This window comes from Acidovorax sp. GW821-FHT09B03 (assembly GCF_059418305.1).
Map to the genome: position 1 here is coordinate 105,319 of NZ_JBWKPP010000002.1, position 20,642 is coordinate 125,960.

The following is a 20,642-nucleotide window of genomic DNA, read 5'->3' on the forward strand; positions in this document are numbered from 1 at the left end:
CTCCTTCGAGATCTTTCCTGCCATCCCTTTGGCTGGGCTGAGACTGATTTCCATTCGCGTCATTCAATTGTTGAATCGCAGCATGTGCCGATTCAATTTGACGCTATGGCACTCCTGTCCGGACACTCCGCTCGGCGCATTTGACCTGCGTCAAGAAAAAAAGCGCTTGCGCACCATCCAAGGAGAGAGAACACATGACAGCTTCATCAGCGGGCGCCGTTCTGGCGCCCGGGGCCATGCCATCCCCCGGGTTCCTCGACAAGGAACGCATCATTGCCGCACCGGGCTTCAACCGGTGGCTGGTGCCCCCGGCCGCCCTGGCGATCCACCTGTGCATCGGCATGGCCTATGGCTTCTCGGTGTTCTGGCTGCCGCTGTCCAAGGCCCTGGCCACGGCCGGCACGGGCGCGGCCTGCGCCAAGGACATGAGCTTCTTCGCCGAGCTGTTCGCCAGCGGCTGCGACTGGCGTGTGGCCACGCTGGGCTGGATGTACACCCTGTTCTTCGTCTTCCTGGGCTGCTCGGCCGCCATCTGGGGCGGCTGGCTGGAGCGTGCCGGCCCGCGCAAGGCCGGCGTGGTCTCGGCCGTGTGCTGGTGCGGCGGCATGCTGCTGTCGGCGCTGGGCATCCACCTGCACCAGTTCTGGCTCATGATCCTGGGCTCGGGCGTGATCGGGGGCATCGGGCTCGGGCTCGGCTACATCTCCCCCGTGTCCACGCTGATCAAGTGGTTCCCCGACCGGCGCGGCATGGCCACCGGCATGGCCATCATGGGCTTTGGCGGCGGCGCGATGATCGGCTCGCCCCTGGCGGTGGACCTGATGAAGAACTTCTCCAGCCCCACCGACGTGGGCGTGATGCAGACCTTCGTGGTCATGGCGCTGGTGTACTTCGTGTTCATGATGGCCGGTGCACTGGGCTACCGCGTGCCGCCCACGGGCTGGAAGCCCGCCGGCTGGACGCCGCCACCCCCCTCGGCCAACGCCATGATCACCCAGCGCCACGTGCACGTGAAGCGCGTCTGGGGCATCCCGCAGTTCTGGCTCATCTGGGTCGTGCTGTGCATGAACGTGAGCGCCGGCATCGGCGTGATCGGCATGGCCTCGCCCATGCTGCAGGAAGTCTTCGGCGGCGGCCTGATCGGCGTGTCGCAGAAGTTCGGTGAGCTCGACAAGGCCCAGCTGGCCGCCATCGCGGCCGTGGCCGGCGGCTTCACGGCGCTGCTGTCGCTGTTCAACATCGGCGGCCGCTTCTTCTGGGCCAGCCTGTCCGACAAGTTCGGCCGCAAGATGACCTATGTGATCTTCTTCGTGCTCGGCGGCCTGATGTACGCCAGCATCCCGAGCTCGGCCGGTGCCGGCAGCAAGCTGTTGTTCGTGGGCGCCTTCTGCGTGATCCTGTCGATGTACGGCGGCGGCTTCGCCACGGTGCCGGCCTACCTGGCCGACCTGTTCGGCACGCAGTTCGTGGGCGCCATCCACGGCCGCCTGCTGACGGCCTGGGCCACGGCCGGCATCCTGGGCCCGGTCGTCGTGAACTACATGCGCGAATACCAACTGGGCCTGGGCCTGCCGCGCGAACAGGTGTACAACCAGACCATGTACATCCTGGTGGGCATGCTGGTCATCGGCCTCATCGCCAACCTCCTGGTACGCCCGCTGGCCGACAAATGGTTCATGAGCGACGAGGAGCTGGCCCACGAGAAGAAGCTGGCCCACGAAAAGAGCGTGGCGGCCGAAGTCGGCGGCGGCCCCGGCAGCGGCGGCACGACCAGCCCCGCGGTGGTGGCCTTCGCCTGGCTGGCAGTGGGCCTGCCGCTCATCTGGGGCATCTACAAGACCCTGGTGAGCGCCGCCAAGTTTTTCCAGTAAGGAAGCGGATGGCACGGGGCCGGGGGCGGCACGAAGCGCCCCGGGCCGCCATGACCATGCCCCCTGCAGGGCAGGGGGCCGGGAACGCCCGGCGCATGGCACAGTCCAAGCAGGGGCGCCCGTCCAGGAGACCATGATGAAGCAAGAAAAGATCGAGTTCTACAAAGGCCCGGCCGGCGGCTGGGGCGCGCTCAACAGCGTCAAGAATGCGCTGCTGCGCCAGGACATTCCCCTGAAGGGCGCCAAGACGTTGCTCTCGGCCAACCAGCCCGATGGCTTCGACTGCCCGGGCTGTGCCTGGCCCGACCGCAACCATGCCTCCACCTTCGAGTTCTGCGAGAACGGCGTCAAGGCCGTGGCTGCCGAGGCCACGGCCCGGCGCGCCGGCCCCAGCCTGTTCGCCCAGTACACCGTGGCCGAGCTGGCCGAGCAGAGCGATTTCTGGCTCGAAGACCAGGGCCGGCTCACGCAGCCCATGGCCTACCATGCGCCCAGCGACCAGTACCGCCCGATCTCCTGGGACGATGCCTTCGCGCTGATCGCGCGCCACCTGAACGCGCTGCCCGATCCGAACCAGGCCATCTTCTACACCTCGGGCCGGGCCAGCAACGAGGCCGCCTTCCTGTACCAGCTGTTCGTGCGCCAGTACGGCACGAACAACTTCCCCGACTGCTCGAACATGTGCCACGAGCCCAGCGGCAGCGGCATGCGCCCGCAGATCGGCGTGGGCAAGGGCACGGTGACCCTGCACGACTTCGAGTGCGCCGACGCGATCTTCATCTTCGGCCAGAACCCGGGCACCAACCACCCGCGCATGCTCGGCGAGCTGCGCGAGGCGCACAAGCGCGGCGCGCGCATCGTGAGCTTCAACCCCCTGCGCGAGCGCGGGCTGGAGCGCTTTGCCGACCCGCAGGACAAGCTGGAGATGGCCACCTTCGGCTCCACGCCCATCAGCACGCACTACTTCCAGCTGCGCGTGGGCGGCGACCTGCCCGCCGTCAAGGGCATGATGAAGCATGTGCTGGAGCAGGAGGACGCCCGCGGCGGCGTGCTCGACCACGCCTTCATTGCCGAGCACACCACAGGCTTCGACGCCCTGGCGGCGGACCTGCGCGCCGAGTCCTGGGAGCTGCTGGAGCAGGAGTCGGGCCTGACGGAGGAACAGATGCGCTCCGCGGCCGACATCTACATCGGCGCCAAGAACGTGATCGCCTGCTGGGGCATGGGCATCACCCAGCACAAGTACGCGGTGGCCACGATCCAGGGCATCGTCAGCCTGCTCATGATGCGCGGCAACATCGGCCGCGAGGGCGCGGGCCCCTGCCCGGTGCGCGGCCACAGCAACGTGCAGGGCGACCGCACCATGGGCATCTGGGAGAAGCCCCCGGCGGCGCTGCTCGACCGGCTGCGCGACGTGTTCGGCTTCGAGCCGCCGCGCGAGAACGGCGTGGACACGGTGGAGGCCATCCGCCACATGCTGGACGGCAAGGGCAAGGTGTTCTTCGCCCTGGGCGGCAATTTCGCCGCCGCCACCCCCGACACCTACGAGACCTGGAAGGCGCTGCAGCGCTGCGACCTCACGGTGCACGTGACCACCAAGCTCAACCGCAGCCACATCGTGCACGGCAAGGAGGCGCTGATCCTGCCCTGCCTGGGCCGCACCGAGATCGACGTGCAGGCCGGCGGTCCGCAGGGCGTGACGGTGGAGGACTCGATGAGCATGGTGCACATCTCGGTGGGCATCAACCCGCCGGCCTCCGAGCACCTGCTGTCCGAGCCGGCCATCGTGGCGCGGCTCGCCGCGGCCACGCTGGCCGGGCGCAGCAATGTTCCCTGGATGTGGCTGGTGGAGGACTACGCGCGCATCCGCGACCAGATCGAGAAAGTGTTCCCCGACTTCAAGGACTTCAACCAGCGCGTGGCGGTGCCCGGCGGGTTCCGGTTGCGCAACACGGCCAGCGAGCGCGTGTGGGCCACGGCCTCGGGCAAGGCCAGCTTCCATGCCCACGCCGTGCCGCGCGACACGCCCTCGCACATCGCGCGCGAACGCTACAAGGATGCGGTGGTCTTCACGCTGCTGACCACGCGCTCGCACGACCAGTACAACACCACCATCTACGGCATGGACGACCGCTACCGCGGCGTCTACGGCCAGCGCCGCGTGGTGTTCATCAACGACAAGGACATCCGCGCCCTGGGCATGCAGGACGGCGACTGGGTCGACATCCAGACCGTGTGGAGCGATGGCCAGGAGCGCCGCGCGGACCGCTTCAAGCTCGTGGCCTACGACATCCCGCGCGGCAACCTCGCGGCCTACTACCCCGAGACGAATCCGCTGGTGCCGCTGTCGGCCGTGGCCGATACGGCGGGCACGCCCACCTCCAAGTCCATCCCGGTGCTGCTGCTGCCGCATGGGCCGGGCGCGGCGACCCTGGCGGGCGCCGCCGTGCCGGCGCAGGCCGAGGCGCCATGACCGCCCAGGAGGAAACCCTGGCCTGCGCCATCCTGCGTGCGCTGGCCGAAGAGTCCCGCGGCCAGGACGGGGCGGCGGCGCCCGGTGTGTCGCTGCCGCGCCTGGGCAAGCGCCTGGGGCAGGGCGTGAGCGTGCTCCTGCGCGAGCTCACGCTGATGAGCGGTGCCGCCGTGGGCGGCCAGCGTGGCCCCGGCTGGGTGCGCGTGGACCAGGTGGGCGAGCGCTGGGTGGCCCACCTGACCGACGCCGGCCGCGCCGTGGCGCGGGAGTTGCCGGCCGCGGGGGAGGCCCGATGAGCGCGCAGCCGTTCTCCCTGCCCGACGGCGAGGCCGATGCGGCGCTGGAACTGCCGGCGCTGGCCCAGCGCCCCGTGCGGGTGTTCGGCGAGGCGGGCGTGCCGCAGGACGGGGCCCTGCGCTCCGATACCCTGGCGGCGGAGATTCCCGTAGCGCTGGTGTTCAACGGCGTCTCGCACGCGGTGATGATGGCCACGCCCGAGCAGCTCGAAGATTTTGCGCTCGGCTTTGCGCTGAGCGAAGGCATCCTCGACCAGGCGCAGGACTGCCGCGGCAGCACGCTGCAGCTGGCGGACGCCCTTGCGGCGCACCTGCCTCCCGGCGTGCCGGGGGTCGAGGTGCACCTGGAGATCTCGGCGCGCAGCTTCGAGCGCCTCAAGGACCGGCGCCGCAGCATGGCCGGCCGCACGGGCTGCGGCGTGTGCGGCGTGGAGAGCTTTGCCGCGCTCGACCTGGCGCCCGAGCGCCTGCCGGCGCGCGACTGGATCGGGCGCGTGGACCTGCCCACGGTGCTGCGCGCCTTTGCCGACCTCAAGGCGCTGCAGCCGCACAACGCGCAGTCGGGCTCGCTGCATGCCGCCGGTTGGGCCACGCTGGACGGGCGCCTGGCCCGCGTCTGCGAAGACGTGGGCCGGCACAACGCCCTGGACAAGCTCATCGGCTGGCTGTCGCGCAGCGCTCGCCTGGCCGAGCCCGGCTTCGTCGTGCTCAGCAGCCGGGGCAGCCACGAGCTGGTGCGCAAGTGCGCCCGCGTAGGTATCTCGGCGCTGGCAACCATCTCGGCCCCCACCGCCACCGGCGTGCAGGTGGCCGAACTGGCCGGGCTGCGGCTGTGGGGCCTGTGCCGCGCGCCGCGCGCGGTGCTGTATGCGCCGGGTGCGCATAAGGGGACCTGAGCGACAGGGGAAAACCCTCGCCGCCGCAGGCAGTACCGGCTTGCGCAGTACAGTCGGGCCATGTCCCAGCGCCCCACCCTCGAAGTCGCCGTCACCATGCGCCGCGAGCGCCTGGACAACCGCTGGCAGCCCTGGCGCTGGGTGCTCGACGGCGTTGTGCCCGGCGAAACCGCCTTCGGCGACGTGCCGCGCCTGCTGCGCGAGGACGCGGACCAGGCCCTGTGGCTGTTCCCGGGCTTTGCGGTCGAGCTGTTCAAGGACGATGGCGAGGGCTACCACCTGAACCTGTCGGCACCCGCGCCCTGCTGGTTCGTGCTCTGGCGCATGGACGAGGAGGGCAGCGTTGCCGAGCCGCTGGCGCGCCCCGTGGCCGTGAGCCTGAGCTACCACGATGCCGGCCGCTGGCTCGATGCGCAGGAAACGGTGGAGCAGGTGCCCGCGCCGCCAGAGGTTCTGGCCTTGCTGCAGGCCTTTGTCGACGAGCACTATGCGCCCGAGCCCAAGCGCCGCCGGCGGCCCGACAGCTTCCAGTCGCTCACCGACCGCTTCGGCAATCCGGCATCGGTCTCCACCGACAAGCAGCGCGGTGGCCGGGGCGGCCAGCACCATGGCTGACGGCTTTCTCTCGCGCTGGTCGCGCCGCAAGCAGGAGGTGGCGGCAGGCCGGCCCGTGCAGGAGCCGGAACTCCCGCCCGCGCCCGAGCTGCCGGCATCGCCGGTGGCCACCCCTGCCGCAGAGCAGCCGCCCGTGCCCGCCGCCGTGGAGCCCGAACCGCCCACCCTGGCCGATGCCCAGGCGCTGACGCCCGAATCCGACTTCAAGCCCTTCATGGGCCGTGGCGTGGCGCCCGACGTGCGCAACACGGCCATGAAGAAGCTGTTTGCCGACCCCCACTTCAACGCCATGGACGGCCTGGACATCTACATCGATGACTATTCCAAGCCCGACCCGCTGCCCGAAGGCATGCTGCGCCAGATGGCCAGCGCCCATTTCATGGGCTTCTTCGACCATGAAAAGGAGGCCGCCGGCACGCCCGCGCCGGCAATGGCCCAGCAGGATGCTCAGCCTCGGGATGATGCGGAGTCGGCTGTGCCGCCAGACGTGGCACAGTCCGAGGTATGCACCGCCATTCCTAGCTCGCCAGTACTGGCCGCCACGCCCCCGCAAGGGGACGCAGCGGCCAGGGTAGCCAGCCATACCGAACATGACCACGCTGATCTGCGACTGCAACCAGACGATGCCCCTCGACGCGAAGGCGTTGGGCGCGGCCCTGCATGAGGATCTGACGCTCCACTCCACGCTGTGCCGGCGCGAGGCCGGCGCCTTCCAGGGCGCCATCCGCACCGGCCAGGAGGTGGTGGTGGCCTGCACCCAGGAGCAGCGCCTGTTCGGCGAACTCGGCGCGCAGACCGAAGGCGCGGTCTCGCCAATCCGCTTCGTGAACATCCGCGAGACCGGGGGCTGGAGCCGCGATGCCCGCGAGGCGGGCCCCAAGATCGCTGCGCTGCTGGCCGCCGCGCGCCTGCCCGAGCCGCCGCCGGTGGCCACCGTCACCTACAAGAGCACGGGCCGCCTGCTGGTCATCGGCCCGCTCGACGCGGCCGAGCAGGCCGCGGCGCTGGTGGCCGACGTGCTCGACGTGACCCTGTTCGCGCAGGGCCCGGGCCAGGCCGGCGGCGCCCAGGCGCGGCGCTTTCCCGTGCTCGCGGGGCGCCTCACGGGGCTGTCGGGCTGGCTCGGGGCCTTCGACGTGCAGTGGTCTGCCGACAACCCCATCGACCTGGACCTGTGCACGCGCTGCAATGCCTGCATCGTGGCCTGCCCCGAGAACGCCATCGGCCTGGACTACCAGGTGGATCGGTCGGCCTGCGATGCCAACCGCGCCTGCGTGCGCGCCTGCCAGGTGGCCGGCGCCATCGACTTCGGCCGCGAGGCCGGCGTGCAGCAGGAGCGCTTCGACCTGGTGCTGGACCTGCGCCCGGCCACGGCCGAGCCGACCTTCACCCAGCATGCGTCGCCGCAAGGCTATTTCCGCAGCGACGGGCGCGACATGGCCGTGCTGCTCAAGCTGCGCGAGCTGGTGGGCGAGTTCGACAAGCCCCGCTTCTTCGCCTACAAGCAAAAGCTCTGCGCCCACAGCCGCAACGAGACCGTGGGCTGCAATGCCTGCATCGAGGTCTGTTCTGCCGAGGCCATTTCCAGCGACAAGGGCCGCCAGCAGATCAAGGTCAACCCCCACCTGTGCGTGGGCTGCGGCGCCTGCAGCACGGTGTGCCCCACCGGAGCGCTGTCGTTTGCCTACCCAGGTGCCACGGAGCAGGGCGCGCGCTTCAAGGCCCTGTTGTCCACCTACGCGGCCGCAGGCGGCAAGGATGCCGTGCTGCTGCTGCACAGCCAGGAGCGCGGCCAGGCCCTGGTCGATGCGCTGGGCCGCGCCGCCCAGCTGCGGCGCGCCCAGGGCGTGCCGGCCCAGGTGATCCCGGTGCCGCTGTGGCACACGGCCAGCACCGGCGTGGACCTGTGGCTCAGCGCGCTGGCCTATGGTGCCTCGCAGGTGGTGGTGCTGGCCACGCACGAGGAGGCACCCCAGTACCTCGCCGGCCTGCAGGAGCAGATGGACGTGGCCCAGGCCATCCTGCACGGGCTGGGCTACACCGGCAGCCACCTGCGGCTGCTGCGCGCGGACGACGCGGCAGCGCTCGATGCAGGCCTGCAGTCCCTGCGCCATACGCGCCAGCTGCTGCCGCCCGTGGCCGCGCGCCATGGTGTGGCCCAGGAAAAGCGCGCCACGCTGGAGATGGCGCTGGACCACTTCACCGCCCATGCGCCGCTGCTGAAAGACGGCCTGCCCGAGGCCATCGCGCTGCCGGCAGCCGGCGCGCCGCTCGGGGCCATCACGGTCGCCAAGGACCGCTGTACGCTGTGCCTGAGCTGCGTGAGCGCCTGCCCCGCGGGGGCGCTTCAGGACAACCCGCAGCTGCCGCAGCTGCGCTTTCTCGAAAAGAACTGCGTGCAGTGCGGCCTGTGCGCCACCACCTGCCCCGAGGACGCCATCGCCCTGCAGCCGCGCCTGCTGCTCACGCCCGAACGCGCGCAGCTGCGCGTGCTCGCCGAGACCCAGCCCTGGGCCTGTGTGCGCTGCAGCAAGCCGTTTGGCACGCTCAAGGCCATCGAGGCCATGCTGGAGCGGCTCGCGGGCCACGCCATGTTCCAGGGCGAGGCGCTGGAGCGCCTCAAGATGTGCAGCGACTGCCGCGTGATCGACCTGTATTCTTCCCAAAGCGAAGCGAAAGTGACGGACCTGTGAGCGCCACCGCCCCCCTGACCATGGCGTCCAGCGCTGCCCTCGACGAGGAAACCGCGCGCGCCGAACTCTATGGCCTGCTGGCGCAGCTGTACTACAGCGCGCCGCCCCCGGAGCTGCTGGCCCTGCTGCGCGTGGCCATGACCGAAGCGCCTGCGCAGGGCGGCTTGCTCGAAGACCCCTGGCAGCAGCTGGTGGGGGCTGCCCGGGCGCAGGGCGATGCGGCCATCGCCGCCGAGTTCGAGCGCCTGTTCGGCGGCGTGGGCAAGCCCGAGGTCTTCCTGTACGGATCGCACTACCTGAGCGGCTTTCTCAACGAGAAGCCGCTGGCGCGCCTGCGCAGCGACCTCGACGCGCTGGGCCTGGCCCGCAGCGAGGCCATGCCCGAGACCGAGGACCATATCGCCTACCTGTGCGAAGCCATGCGCTACCTGATCGCCGGCGACGACATGGCGGTGTGCAACCTTGCGAACCAACGGGACTTTTTTGCCGCCCACCTGCAGCCCTGGCTGCCGGCCCTGTGCGACGTGCTCGAGGCCCACCCCGCCGCCCCCTTCTATGGCGCGCTGGCCCGCTTCACACGGGCCTTTGCGGCCGTCGAGGCCCAGGGTTTCGACATGCTGGAATAGAAATGAAGCACCCCCTGAGTCGCTTCGCGCCTTCACCCCTCTCTCGACTCGCTGCGCGAGTCGGGAGGGGGACGCCCCCAGCGCGGCGGGGCGGCCCTTGCGCGGGGGCGCTGGTCTCGGTTGCGCCAGTCTCATGGGTGGCGCGTAATTCGATGACAACCGGAAATGTTGCAGTGCGAGAACGTCGCCCTAAACCCGAGTGCAAACCTATGGGGTGGCCATACCCGATTGCAGCGGGCCGGACACTCGCATAGACTGTATGAACGACATTGCATAGCCGCAAGCCCTCCTGGAGACAACGATGCAGGATAGCCAGCCCCAACCTTCCCGCCGCCGCTTCTTTGCAGGTGCAGCCACCGCAGGGGCTGCCGCCGCAGCCGTCGCGGCCTTGCCGCACATCGCAGCGCCCGATGCCACTGCCGTGGCCGAGCCGGTACCGGCCCCGCCCGAGCGCGGTGGCGGCTACCGCCTCTCGGCGCACGTCCAGCAGTACTACAAGACCACCCAACTCTGACCGCGGGGCGCACCATGTTGCTCACCAAGAAGTCTTCCCACGCCCGGGAGGGCGCTGCGGCCTCCTCCCCTTTTGTCCACAGCCTGCAGCGCGGCCTGGCCAAGGCCCTGCCCACCATGGACCGGCGCGCCTTCCTGCGCCGCTCGGGCCTGGGCGTCGGCGTGGGCATCGCCGCCTCGCAACTCGCGCTGGTCAAGAAGTCCAGCGCCGCCGAGGGCGCCAAGGTCGGCCTGGGCGACAGCAAGATCGAGGTGCGCCGCACCATCTGCACCCACTGCTCGGTCGGCTGCGCGGTGGATGCCGTGGTCGAGAACGGCGTCTGGGTGCGCCAGGAGCCGGTGTTCGACTCGCCCATCAACCTGGGCGCGCACTGCGCCAAGGGCGCTGCGCTGCGCGAGCACGGCCATGGCGAGTACCGCCTGCGCTACCCGATGAAGCTGGTCAACGGCAAGTACGAGCGCATCAGCTGGGACACGGCGCTCAATGAGATCACGGCCCGCATGCAGGATCTGCGCAAGGCCAGCGGGCCCGACAGCGTGTACTTCGTGGGTTCGTCCAAGCACAACAACGAGCAGGCCTACCTGCTGCGCAAGTTCGTGAGCTTCTGGGGCACCAACAACTGCGACCACCAGGCGCGCATCTGCCACTCCACCACGGTGGCCGGGGTGGCCAACACCTGGGGCTACGGGGCCATGACGAATTCGTACAACGACATGCAGAACAGCAAGGTCGCGATGTACATCGGCTCCAACGCGGCCGAGGCCCACCCGGTGAGCATGCTGCACATGCTGCACGCCAAGGAGATCGGCTGCAAGATGATCGTGGTGGACCCGCGCTTCACCCGCACGGCGGCCAAGGCCGACGAGTACGTGCGCATCCGCTCGGGCACCGACATCCCCTTCCTGTTCGGCCTGCTGTACCACATCTTCAAGAACGGCTGGGAAGACAAGCAGTACATCAACGACCGTGTCTACGGCATGGACAAGGTGCGCGAGGAGATCCTGGCCAAGTGGACGCCCGACAAGGTCGAGGAGGCCTGCGGCGTCAAGGAGGAGCAGGTCTTCAAGGTGGCCAGCCTGCTCAACGCCCACCGCCCCGGCACCGTGGTCTGGTGCATGGGCCAGACGCAGCACACCATCGGCAACGCCATCGTGCGCGCTTCGTGCATCCTGCAGCTGGCGCTGGGCAACGTGGGCAAGTCCGGCGGTGGCACCAACATCTTCCGCGGGCACGACAACGTGCAGGGCGCCACCGACGTGGGCCCCAACCCCGACTCGCTGCCCGGCTATTACGGCATTGCCGAAGGCGCCTGGAAGCACTTCGCGGCCGTCTGGGGCGTGGACTTCGAGTGGATCAAGGCCCGCTATGCGAGCCCGGCGATGATGACCAAGTCGGGCCTCACGGTCTCGCGCTGGATCGATGGCGTGCTCGAGAAGAACGAGCTGATCGACCAGGACGCCAACCTGCGCGGCGTGTTCTTCTGGGGCCATGCGCCCAACTCCCAGACCCGGGGCCTGGAGATGAAGCGCGCCATGGACAAGCTCGACCTGCTCGTCGTGGTCGATCCCTACCCCTCGGCCACCGCGGCCATGGCCGCCATGCCCGGCCGGGCCGAGGACCTGAATCCGAACCGCGCTGTCTATTTGCTGCCTGCGGCCACGCAATTCGAAACCAGCGGTTCGTGCACCGCCTCCAACCGCTCGCTGCAGTGGCGCGAGAAGGTGATCGAGCCGCTGTGGGAGAGCCGCTCCGACCACATGATCATGTACCAGTTCGCGCAGAAGCTGGGCTTCGACAAGGAACTGGTCAAGAACTACAAGCTGCAGAAGGTGCAGGGCATGGACGAGCCCGTGATCGAGGACATCCTGCGCGAGATCAACCGCAGTGTCTGGACCATCGGCTACACCGGCCAGAGCCCCGAGCGCCTGAAGGCGCACATGAAGAACATGCACCTGTTCGACGTGAAGACCCTCAAGGCCAAGGGCGGCAAGGACAAGGAGACCGGCTACGACTTCACGGGCGACTACTTCGGCCTGCCCTGGCCCTGCTACGGCACGCCCGAGCTCAAGCACCCCGGATCGTCCAACCTCTATGACAATTCCAAGCATGTCATGGATGGCGGCGGGTGCTTCCGCGCCAACTTCGGCGTGGAAAAGGACGGCCAGAACCTGCTGGCCGAAGACGGCTCGTACTCGCTGGGCTCCGACATCACCACCGGCTACCCCGAGTTCGACCACGTGCTGCTCAAGAAGCTCGGCTGGTGGGATGAACTGACCGACGCCGAGAAGAAGGCCGCCGAGGGCAAGAACTGGAAGACCGACCCCACGGGCGCCATCATCCGCGTGACCATGAAGAACCATGGCTGCCACCCTTTCGGCAATGCCAAGGCGCGCGCCGTGGTGTGGAACTTCCCCGATGCCATCCCGCAGCACCGCGAGCCGCTGTACGGCACCCGGCCCGACCTGATGGCGAAGTACCCCACGCACGACGACAAGAAGGCCTTCTGGCGCCTGCCCACGCTCTACAAAAGCGTGCAGGACAAGAACATCGCCGACAAGGTGCACGAGAAGTTCCCGCTGATCCTGACCTCGGGCCGGCTGGTCGAGTACGAGGGCGGCGGCGAGGAAACCCGCTCCAACCCCTGGCTGGCCGAGCTGCAGCAGGAGTCGTTCGTGGAAATCAACCCCAAGACCGCTGGCGAGCGCGGCGTGCGCAACGGCGAGCGGGTGTGGCTCAGTTCGCCCACAGGCGCCCGCATCAACGTGCAGGCGATGGTGACCGAACGCGTGGCACCCGACACGGTGTGGATGCCGTTCCACTTCTCGGGCCACTGGCAGGGCGCGGACATGCTGGCCCACTACCCCAAGGGCGCGGCCCCGGTCGTGCGCGGCGAGGCCGTGAACACCGCCACCACCTATGGCTACGACAGCGTGACCATGATGCAGGAAACCAAGACCACGGTTTGCAACGTGGAACGCGCGTGAGCACGCAGCACAAGCAGCGACCAGGAGACACCCCATGGCACGAATGAAATTCATCTGCGATGCAGAGCGCTGCATCGAATGCAACGGCTGCGTCACCGCCTGCAAGAACGAGCACGAAGTGCCCTGGGGCGTGAATCGCCGCCGGGTGGTCACGCTCAACGACGGCGTGCCCGGCGAAAAATCCATTTCGGTGGCCTGCATGCACTGCAGTGATGCGCCCTGCATGGCCGTGTGCCCGGTGAACTGCTTTTACCGCACCGACGAGGGCGTGGTGCTGCACGACAAGGACGTCTGCATCGGCTGCGGCTACTGCAGCTATGCCTGCCCGTTCGGCGCCCCGCAGTTTCCCTCGCAGGGCACCTTCGGCGTGCGCGGCAAGATGGACAAGTGCACCTTCTGCGCCGGCGGCCCCGAGACCCATGGCAGCCAGGCCGAGTTCGACAAGTACGGCCGCAACCGCCTGGCCGAGGGCAAGCTGCCGGCCTGCGCCGAGATGTGCTCCACCAAGGCCCTGCTGGCCGGCGATGGCGACGTGGTGGCGGACATTTTCCGCAACCGCGTGGTGCAGCGCGGCAAGGGTGCCGAGGTCTGGGGTTGGGGCACGGCCTACGGCTCCAAGCAGGCCGGCCAACCCACACCGGGAGCCAAGTCATGACCGGGCGCAGCGCGCTGACCCTCTGTGCAGCCTGCGGGCTGCTGGCGCTGGCGGCCTGCACCGAGAAGCCGCAGACCGGCGGCGGCGTGCGCGTCGATGCGCCGCCCTATGCCGGCACGGGCAGCAACTTCACGCAGCCCGGCTGGAAGGCCGGCGACAAGGCAGGCTGGGAGCAGCAGCTCAAGGCGCGCCAGCAGTACGGCCAGAACGAATACACCCGAAGCACCCGCTAGAGCGAGGCCTGCCATGAAAACCATCCTGTGCAGCATGGCCCTGTGTGCCGGACTGGCCTGGGGCACGGTAGCCGCCCAAGCGCCGGCCGATGCGGCCTCGGCGGCCACGCCGGCCGCCGCCGCCGTTGCGCCCGCGCCAGGCGGTATCCAGGGCCAGAACATCTTCCAGGTCAAGCCCGATGCCAGCGAGGAGCCGGGCTATGCCCAGCAGAGCAACGGCGAGCGCGCCAAGGTGCAGCCGGGCAACAACGCGCCGATGTGGCGCCAGGTGGGCGAGGGCGTCACGGGCTACAGCAGCCTGCCCAAGAGCCAGGCGCCCGAGGCCGGCAACCTGATACAGCCCTTCGTGCAGTACCCCGGATCGCGCGTGACCAATGCGGGCGAGGCCTGGCGCCAGGTGCGCAACCAGTGGATCATCCCCTACGGCGGCTCGCTGCTGCTCATCGTTGCGGGCGCCATCGCGCTGTTCTACTGGCGCAAGGGCACCATGCACCTGCACGGCGCCGAGACGGGCCGCAAGATCGAGCGCTTCACGCCGTTCGAGCGCTCCGCCCACTGGGCCAATGCCATCGCCTTCGTGGCGCTGGCCATCTCGGGCCTGGTGATGGCCTTCGGCAAGTTCTTCCTGCTGCCCATCCTGGGCGGCACGCTGTTCGGCTGGCTGGCCTACGTGCTCAAGAACGTGCACAACTTCGCCGGGCCGCTGTTCGCGGTGTCGCTGCTCATCGTGTTCCTCACCTTCGTCAAGGACAATTTCCCGCGCCGCGGCGACCTCACCTGGCTGCTCAAGGGCGGCGGCATGCTCTCGGGCCAGGAGGTGCCATCGCACCGCTTCAATGCCGGCGAGAAGCTGATCTTCTGGGGCGGGGTGCTGTTCCTGGGTGCCATCGTCGTGGCCTCGGGCCTGGTGCTGGACAAGCTCGTGCCCGGGCTCATCTACGAGCGCGGCACCATGCAGATCGCGCACATGGTCCACGCCGTGGCCACGGTGGTGATGATGGTGATGTTCATGGGCCACATCTACCTGGGCACCATCGGCATGCAGGGCGCCTACAAGGCCATGAAGACCGGCTACGTGGACGAGACCTGGGCGAAGGAGCACCACCAGCTCTGGTACGAGGACATCCAGGCCGGCAAGATCCCCTCGCAACGCAGCAGCAGTGCCGAGCCCGCGGGCGAGGCCACTGCTGCCAAGCCCGTTCAGGCATGAGGTCCCCCATGACGATGAACCACCTCCCCCGCACTTTGCTGCTGGCCCTTTCCGCCGCCTGCGCCTGCAGTTCCGCGCTGGCCAAATTGCCGCCGCCACCGCCCGAGGCGGCAGCCAAGGCGGCCGAAGCCGCCGCCAAGGCCGCCTGGGCCGGCAAGGTCGACAATTACAAGCTGTGCCAGTCGCAGGACAAGGTCGCGGCCCACTACCGCAAGACCAACCCCGCCGCCAAGCCTGCCGCTACGGGCGCGGCCTGTGCGGACCCCGGCCCGTTCGCCTACACACCGCCCGAAGCCAAGCCCATCGAGGCGGCGGGGGCGCACTCGCCACCGGGCACGGCCAGCAGCCCGCCCAGTACCCAGACACCCGCGGCGGCCGCTTCGGCCCCCAAGTCCTGAGCACCGCACGGCATCGGCGGGCATGCCCCCGCTGCACCCTGCGGGGATGGGGTACGCTGTGCCCATGAGCACGCCCCTGCCTGCCACCGACCTTCGCCTGCCGCGCCTGACCCAGGCACGGGCGCCGCTGACCCACCGCGTCGAGGTGGTTAACGAACACGGCGAGCGCGAAGAGCTGTCCATCCCCGCCGAGCGGCCGCTGACCGTGTATGTCGACAACCGCGAGCTCGTCACGCTGATGACCCTGGGCGCGCACCCCGAGCTGCTGGTGTTGGGCTACTTGCGCAACCAGCGCCTGGTGGAGTCGGTGCAGGACATCGAATCGATCACCGTGGACTGGGAGGTCAACGCCGCTGCCGTGCGCACGCGCCACGGCATCGCGCGCATCGAGGAGCGCACGGCCAGCAAGGTGGTCACCACCGGCTGCGGCCAGGGCAGCGTGTTCGGCGGCCTGATGGACGAGGTGGACCGCATCGTGCTGCCCGAGGCTCGGCTCACGCAGGGCCAGCTCTACGGCATCGTCAACGCCATCCGCCTCAAGGAGAGCACCTACAAGTCGGCCGGCTCGGTGCACGGCTGCGCGCTGTTCCAGGGCGAGGAGCTGCTGGTCTTCGTCGAGGACGTGGGCCGCCACAATGCCATCGACACCATCGCGGGGTGGATGTGGATGGCCGCGGGTGACGCGGCACCGATGGCGGGCGCCGACAAGGTGTTCTACACCACGGGCCGGCTGACCAGCGAGATGGTCATCAAGTCCGCCCAGATGGGCGTGCCCATCGTGGTCTCGCGCAGCGGCATGACGCAGATGGGGCACGCCGTGGCCGAGCAACTGGGCCTGTGCGCCATCGGCCGCGCCACCAACCGGCGCTTCGTCTGCTACAGCGGCGTGCAGCGGCTGGTGCTGCAGCCCGAACTGGCGCAGGCAACTGCTGCCTCCTCTTCCAGCTGACACCGGGCCGCCGCACGGCGATGGCATGATTGGGTGATGCGCGACCAGAAATCCACCCACGCATGGCCGGACACCTTGCCCAGCCAGTTTGGCCCCTACGACCTCGACGAGGTGCCGGACACCCATCGCATTCCTGTCGAATCCGTACCGGCGGCGACGGACGGGGCCCAGCCCCCACCGGCCACCGCAATGCCTGCTGCGGCGGCCGTGCCCGAGCGGCTGGCCGGGGTGCGCTGGCTGCGCGAGGGGCTGCGCGCATCCGTGCTGAAGCGGCCCCGCACGGGGGCTGCTGTGCCTGCGCCCGGGCAGGCGATCCTTCTCGTCCTGCTGTGCAGTGCCCTGCTCCTGGGCCTGGAGCGCCTGCACATTCCTGGCCCCGCGGCCTTTTACTTCGGGGGCTGGCTCACGCTCTGGTGGTCCTTGCCTGCGTTGCTCGCTGCCGCCTGGTGGGCCCTGTCGCGCCCGCCGGCTGGTGACGCCGGGGGGCAGCCCTCGGGGGGCGTGCCGGCCTGGCTGGTGCTCTCCACCGTGGCCGTGCTGCCCGCCTCGGTCGTGGTCTATGGGCTCATGGCACTGGGGGCGCACTATCCCGCACGCTGGTCCACCGGCTATGGATACTGGGCCTTCTGGGCCATCTATGGCGCGACCTTGCTGTGGGACGTGCTGGTCCATACCGTGCTGATGGCACGCCTCACGCGGTCCCGGGGGCGCACCGCCGTCTTCGTGCTGGCGCTGCTGGCCGTGACCGGGGGCAGCCTGTACTACGTGTCGTCGCAATCGTGGGTGGCCAGGCCGGCGGACAACGGCGAGGACGCACCGCAGCCGGCGCGCCTGCACCTGTCGCAGGCCCTGTTCGAGGCCCAGCAGGACCTCATGCAGCAACAGGCCGAGGCGCTGGTGCCCGAGCGCCCCGGCGTGACCGACGTCTACGCCCTGGTGTTCGCCCCCTACGCCCGCGAGAACGTGTTCCGCCGCGAGAGCACCATGGTCAGCCAGGTCCTGCAGGAGCGCTTTGACGCGCAGGGCCGGGTGCTGCACCTGCTCAACCATGCCGAAACTGCCGACACCCATGTCTGGGCCACACCCGAGAACCTCGATCGCGCGGTGAACGCCCTGGCCGCGCGCATGGACAAGGAGAACGACGTGCTCGTGGTCTACATGACCTCGCACGGCGCCAAGAACCACCAGCTCGCGGCCTCGCACTGGCCGCTGGAGGTGCCGCCCATCAGCCCCGAGATGCTGCGCGAGGCGCTGGACACGGCGGGCATCCGCCACCGCGTGATCGCCATCTCGGCCTGCTACTCGGGCGGCTGGATCGACACCCTGGCCACGCCCTCGACGCTGATCATGACGGCGGCCGACGCCACCCACACCTCGTATGGCTGCGGCGCGCTGTCGGAGCTGACCTTCTTCGGCCGGGCGGTGTTCGACGAACAGCTGCGCAGCACGCATTCCTTCGAGGAGGCGTTCAAGAAGGCCGTGCCGCTGATCCAGCAGCGCGAGGTCGAGGCCGGCAAGACCGATGGCTTCTCGAACCCGCAGATCCGCGTGGGGGTCGAGATCGGGCCGGTGCTCAAGGGGTTGGAAGAGCGCCTCACCACCGCGCCACGCTGAGCCCGCCGGCCCGAAAGGGCCTGCGCGCCGGCTGGAAATGTTTCATGGCCGTGGTTTGGCGCCCTTTTGCGCTAATGTCACGCCCATGAACCTCTCTTTTATCCGCCTGGGCTGGCGCACCCTGCTGCGCGACCTGCGCGCGGGCGAGCTGCGCCTGCTGGTCGTGGCCGTGACCCTGGCCGTCGCCGCGCTCACCTCCGTGGGCTTCTTTGCCGACCGCCTGCAGGGTGGCCTGCAGCGCGATGCCCTGCAACTGCTGGGCGGCGATGCCGTGGTGGCCAGCGACAACCCCACGCCCACGGTGTTCGCTGAACGCGCCAAGGCCCTGGGCCTGCAGAGCGTGACCACCATGGGCTTCCCCACCATGGGGCGGGCCGGCGACGACAAGGGCGGGGCCAGCAAGCTCGTGGCCTTGAAAAGCGTGCAGCCCGGCTACCCGCTGCGCGGCACCCTCACCGTGGCCGTGGGCCCGGGCGCGGCCGAGCAGACCACGCGTGACATCCCGGCGCGCGGCGAGGTTTGGGTCGATGCACCGCTGCTCGAATCGCTGGGCCTGGCCATGGGCGACATGCTGCTGCTCGGCGATTCGCAGCTGCGCATCACGCGCATCATCGTGATCGAGCCCGACCGGGGTGCCGGCTTCATGAGCTTTGCGCCGCGCGTCATGCTCAACGCGGCCGACGTGCCCGCCACCGGCCTGGTGCAGCCCGCCAGCCGGCTGACCTACCGCTTTGCCGTGGCCGGGCCGGCCGCCGCGGTCAAGGCCTTCAGCCAATGGGCTGCGGACGAGGCCAAGAAGCCCGAGCAGCACGGCGTGCGCGTCGAGTCGCTCGAAAGCGGCCGCCCCGAGATGCGCCAGACGCTGGACCGGGCGCAGAAGTTCCTGAGCCTCGTGGCCCTGCTGGCCGCGCTGCTCTCGGCTGTGGCCGTGGCGCTGGCCGCGCGCGGCTTCGCCACCGACCACCTCGACGCCTCGGCCATGCTGCGCGTGCTGGGGCAGAGCCAGCGCACCATCGCCGGGGCCTACACCTCGGAATTCGCGCTGATCGGCCTGTTCGCCAGCACCCTGGGGGTGGCCGTGGGCTACCTGGTGCACTACGTCTTCGTGCTGCTGCTGGCCGGCCTGGTGGAGTCGGCCCTGCCTTCTGCCAGCCTGTGGCCCGTGGCCTTCGGCCTGGGCATGGGGCTCACCCTGCTGTTCGCCTTCGGCCTGCCGCCCGTGCTGCAGCTGGCCCAGGTGCCGCCGCTGCGCGTGATCCGGCGCGACGTGGGCGGGCTCAAACCGGCCTCCATGGCCGTGCTGGGCGTGGGCGTGGCCGGCTTTGCGGCCCTGCTGCTGGCCGTGAGCAGCGACATCAAGCTGGGCCTGATCGCCGTGGGCGGCTTTGCCGGTGCCGTGGCCTTGTTCGCGGGCCTGAGCTGGGTGGCCGTCAAACTTTTGCGCCGCAGCGTCAACGAGGCCACCGCGCCGCGCTGGCTGGTGCTGGCCACGCGGCAGATCTCCGCGCGCCCGGCCTATGCCGTGGTGCAGGTCAGCAGCCTGGCCGTGGGCCTGCTGGCGCTGGTGCTGCTGGTGCTGCTGCGCACCGACCTCATCAGCAGCTGGCGCCAGGCCACGCCGCCCGACGCGCCCAACCGCTTCGTGATCAACGTCATGCCCGAGCAGGCCGACGCCTTCCAGCAGAGCCTCAAGGATGGCGGCGTCAAGCGCTACGACTGGTACCCCATGATCCGCGGCCGCCTGCTGGCCGTGAACGGCAAGGCCGTGGGCCCGGCCGACTATGCCGACGACCGCGCCAAGCGCCTGGTGGACCGCGAGTTCAACCTGTCCACCGCCGTGCAGCAGCCGCCCCACAACCAGGTCGTGGCCGGCAAATGGACCGAGAACGAGCAGGGCACCATCAGCGTGGAAGAAGGCATTGCCGAAACCCTGGGCCTGAAGATGGGCGACACGCTGCAGTTCGACATCGGCGGCGTGCAGAACGAGGCGCGCATCACCAGTCTGCGCAAGGTGGACTGGGGCTCCATGCGCGCCAACTTCTTCGTGATGTACCCGGTGGACCACCTCGAAGGCGTGGCCGTGACCTACCTGGCGGCCTACCGTGCGCCCGACAAGGCAGGCTTCGACAATGCGCTGGTGCGCCAGTTCCCCAACATCACCAACGTGGACATGGGCGCCACCATCACCCAGGTGCAGCGCGTGCTCGACCAGGTGATCCGCGCGGTGGAGTTCCTCTTCGCCTTCACCCTGGCCGCCGGCCTGGTGGTGCTGTTCGCTGCCGTCACCGCCACGCGCGAGGAGCGCGCGCGCGAGTTCGCCATCATGCGCGCCGTGGGCGCCCGCGCCAGCCTGCTGCGCCAGGTGCAGCGCGCCGAGCTCATGGGCGTGGGCCTGCTCGCGGGCTTCCTGGCCAGCACGGTGGCCGTAGTCGTGGGCTGGGCCTTGGCGCGCTTCGTGTTCGACTTCACCTGGACGGCATCGCCCTGGGTGCCGCTGGCCGGTGCGGTGGCTGGGGCCGTGCTGGCGCTGGCTGCGGGCTGGTGGGGGCTGCGCGACGTGCTGCGCCGACCCGTGGTGGAAACGCTGCGCCGCGCCTCGGAGTAAGGCCGCCAAG

At 69.5% G+C, this 20,642-nt stretch carries 17 protein-coding genes; all 17 read left to right on the top strand.

The window, feature by feature from the left end; genetic code table 11:
- Positions 1-194 precede the first annotated feature (194 nt).
- The 17 genes from AC07PA_RS03855 to AC07PA_RS03935 all read left to right on the top strand — a co-directional run bounded on the left by AC07PA_RS03855 (position 195) and on the right by AC07PA_RS03935 (position 20,632).
- Positions 195-1,871 (top strand): OFA family MFS transporter, encoded by a 1,677-nt coding sequence (locus AC07PA_RS03855; RefSeq protein WP_494604280.1) that lies wholly within the window; start codon positions 195-197, stop codon positions 1,869-1,871.
- A 136-nt stretch (positions 1,872-2,007) separates the two neighbouring features.
- The gene (locus AC07PA_RS03860) at positions 2,008-4,344 is read left to right on the top strand and encodes an FdhF/YdeP family oxidoreductase (protein WP_494604282.1); all 2,337 of its coding nucleotides are present in this window, start codon (positions 2,008-2,010) and stop codon (positions 4,342-4,344) included.
- The gene (locus AC07PA_RS03865; protein ID WP_494604284.1) at positions 4,341-4,640 is read left to right on the top strand and encodes a hypothetical protein; all 300 of its coding nucleotides are present in this window, start codon (positions 4,341-4,343) and stop codon (positions 4,638-4,640) included. Before AC07PA_RS03860 ends, AC07PA_RS03865 begins: the two co-directional genes overlap by 4 nt.
- Positions 4,637-5,536, top strand: a complete 900-nt coding sequence (gene fdhD / locus AC07PA_RS03870) for a formate dehydrogenase accessory sulfurtransferase FdhD (protein ID WP_494604286.1) — start codon at positions 4,637-4,639, stop codon at positions 5,534-5,536. Before AC07PA_RS03865 ends, fdhD begins: the two co-directional genes overlap by 4 nt.
- A 60-nt stretch (positions 5,537-5,596) precedes the next feature.
- Positions 5,597-6,151: a DUF3305 domain-containing protein gene (locus tag AC07PA_RS03875; RefSeq protein WP_494604288.1), complete on the top strand. Its 555-nt coding sequence runs from the start codon at positions 5,597-5,599 to the stop codon at positions 6,149-6,151.
- Entirely contained in the window at positions 6,144-6,815 is a 672-nt protein-coding gene (locus AC07PA_RS03880; RefSeq protein WP_494604290.1) for a DUF3306 domain-containing protein, read from the top strand. The genes AC07PA_RS03875 and AC07PA_RS03880 overlap by 8 nt, the downstream gene beginning before the upstream one ends.
- A complete protein-coding gene (locus AC07PA_RS03885; protein ID WP_494604722.1) occupies positions 6,775-8,844 on the top strand; it encodes a 4Fe-4S binding protein in 2,070 nt (689 codons plus the stop codon). The genes AC07PA_RS03880 and AC07PA_RS03885 overlap by 41 nt, the downstream gene beginning before the upstream one ends.
- A 20-nt stretch (positions 8,845-8,864) precedes the next feature.
- The gene (locus tag AC07PA_RS03890) at positions 8,865-9,470 is read left to right on the top strand and encodes a TorD/DmsD family molecular chaperone (RefSeq protein ID WP_494604723.1); all 606 of its coding nucleotides are present in this window, start codon (positions 8,865-8,867) and stop codon (positions 9,468-9,470) included.
- Between the two features lie 301 nt (positions 9,471-9,771).
- Entirely contained in the window at positions 9,772-9,984 is a 213-nt protein-coding gene (locus tag AC07PA_RS03895; RefSeq protein ID WP_145695590.1) for a formate dehydrogenase, read from the top strand.
- Positions 9,985-9,998: 14 nt separating this feature from the next.
- Complete coding sequence (locus tag AC07PA_RS03900; protein WP_494604292.1) at positions 9,999-12,968, top strand: formate dehydrogenase subunit alpha; 2,970 nt, start codon at positions 9,999-10,001, stop codon at positions 12,966-12,968.
- Positions 12,969-13,002: 34 nt separating this feature from the next.
- Positions 13,003-13,623, top strand: a complete 621-nt coding sequence (fdh3B, locus tag AC07PA_RS03905; RefSeq protein WP_007861300.1) for a formate dehydrogenase FDH3 subunit beta — start codon at positions 13,003-13,005, stop codon at positions 13,621-13,623.
- Entirely contained in the window at positions 13,620-13,856 is a 237-nt protein-coding gene (locus AC07PA_RS03910) for a hypothetical protein (protein ID WP_494604294.1), read from the top strand. Before fdh3B ends, AC07PA_RS03910 begins: the two co-directional genes overlap by 4 nt.
- 13 nt (positions 13,857-13,869) lie before the next feature.
- The gene (locus AC07PA_RS03915; RefSeq protein ID WP_494604296.1) at positions 13,870-15,066 is read left to right on the top strand and encodes a formate dehydrogenase subunit gamma; all 1,197 of its coding nucleotides are present in this window, start codon (positions 13,870-13,872) and stop codon (positions 15,064-15,066) included.
- Between the two features lie 14 nt (positions 15,067-15,080).
- Entirely contained in the window at positions 15,081-15,464 is a 384-nt protein-coding gene (locus AC07PA_RS03920) for a hypothetical protein (protein WP_494604725.1), read from the top strand.
- A 64-nt stretch (positions 15,465-15,528) separates the two neighbouring features.
- Positions 15,529-16,413, top strand: coding sequence for a formate dehydrogenase accessory sulfurtransferase FdhD (locus AC07PA_RS03925; protein ID WP_035206378.1), 885 nt, complete (start codon positions 15,529-15,531; stop codon positions 16,411-16,413).
- Positions 16,414-16,449: 36 nt separating this feature from the next.
- Positions 16,450-18,027 (top strand): C13 family peptidase, encoded by a 1,578-nt coding sequence (locus tag AC07PA_RS03930; protein WP_494604298.1) that lies wholly within the window; start codon positions 16,450-16,452, stop codon positions 18,025-18,027.
- Between the two features lie 85 nt (positions 18,028-18,112).
- Positions 18,113-20,632 (top strand): ABC transporter permease, encoded by a 2,520-nt coding sequence (locus AC07PA_RS03935; RefSeq protein ID WP_494604300.1) that lies wholly within the window; start codon positions 18,113-18,115, stop codon positions 20,630-20,632.
- The last annotated feature ends 10 nt before the right edge of the window (positions 20,633-20,642 follow it).

What these genes read in the sequence shown, in the direction of transcription:
- AC07PA_RS03855 (WP_494604280.1), top strand. Translation starts at nt 195, where the DNA reads ATGACAGCTTCATCAGCGGGCGCCGTTCTGGCGCCCGGGGCCATGCCA.
- AC07PA_RS03860 (WP_494604282.1), top strand. Translation starts at nt 2,008, where the DNA reads ATGAAGCAAGAAAAGATCGAGTTCTACAAAGGCCCGGCCGGCGGCTGG.
- AC07PA_RS03865 (WP_494604284.1), top strand. Translation starts at nt 4,341, where the DNA reads ATGACCGCCCAGGAGGAAACCCTGGCCTGCGCCATCCTGCGTGCGCTG.
- fdhD (WP_494604286.1), top strand. Translation starts at nt 4,637, where the DNA reads ATGAGCGCGCAGCCGTTCTCCCTGCCCGACGGCGAGGCCGATGCGGCG.
- AC07PA_RS03875 (WP_494604288.1), top strand. Translation starts at nt 5,597, where the DNA reads ATGTCCCAGCGCCCCACCCTCGAAGTCGCCGTCACCATGCGCCGCGAG.
- AC07PA_RS03880 (WP_494604290.1), top strand. Translation starts at nt 6,144, where the DNA reads ATGGCTGACGGCTTTCTCTCGCGCTGGTCGCGCCGCAAGCAGGAGGTG.
- AC07PA_RS03885 (WP_494604722.1), top strand. Translation starts at nt 6,775, where the DNA reads ATGCCCCTCGACGCGAAGGCGTTGGGCGCGGCCCTGCATGAGGATCTG.
- AC07PA_RS03890 (WP_494604723.1), top strand. Translation starts at nt 8,865, where the DNA reads ATGGCGTCCAGCGCTGCCCTCGACGAGGAAACCGCGCGCGCCGAACTC.
- AC07PA_RS03895 (WP_145695590.1), top strand. Translation starts at nt 9,772, where the DNA reads ATGCAGGATAGCCAGCCCCAACCTTCCCGCCGCCGCTTCTTTGCAGGT.
- AC07PA_RS03900 (WP_494604292.1), top strand. Translation starts at nt 9,999, where the DNA reads ATGTTGCTCACCAAGAAGTCTTCCCACGCCCGGGAGGGCGCTGCGGCC.
- fdh3B (WP_007861300.1), top strand. Translation starts at nt 13,003, where the DNA reads ATGGCACGAATGAAATTCATCTGCGATGCAGAGCGCTGCATCGAATGC.
- AC07PA_RS03910 (WP_494604294.1), top strand. Translation starts at nt 13,620, where the DNA reads ATGACCGGGCGCAGCGCGCTGACCCTCTGTGCAGCCTGCGGGCTGCTG.
- AC07PA_RS03915 (WP_494604296.1), top strand. Translation starts at nt 13,870, where the DNA reads ATGAAAACCATCCTGTGCAGCATGGCCCTGTGTGCCGGACTGGCCTGG.
- AC07PA_RS03920 (WP_494604725.1), top strand. Translation starts at nt 15,081, where the DNA reads ATGAACCACCTCCCCCGCACTTTGCTGCTGGCCCTTTCCGCCGCCTGC.
- AC07PA_RS03925 (WP_035206378.1), top strand. Translation starts at nt 15,529, where the DNA reads ATGAGCACGCCCCTGCCTGCCACCGACCTTCGCCTGCCGCGCCTGACC.
- AC07PA_RS03930 (WP_494604298.1), top strand. Translation starts at nt 16,450, where the DNA reads ATGCGCGACCAGAAATCCACCCACGCATGGCCGGACACCTTGCCCAGC.
- AC07PA_RS03935 (WP_494604300.1), top strand. Translation starts at nt 18,113, where the DNA reads ATGAACCTCTCTTTTATCCGCCTGGGCTGGCGCACCCTGCTGCGCGAC.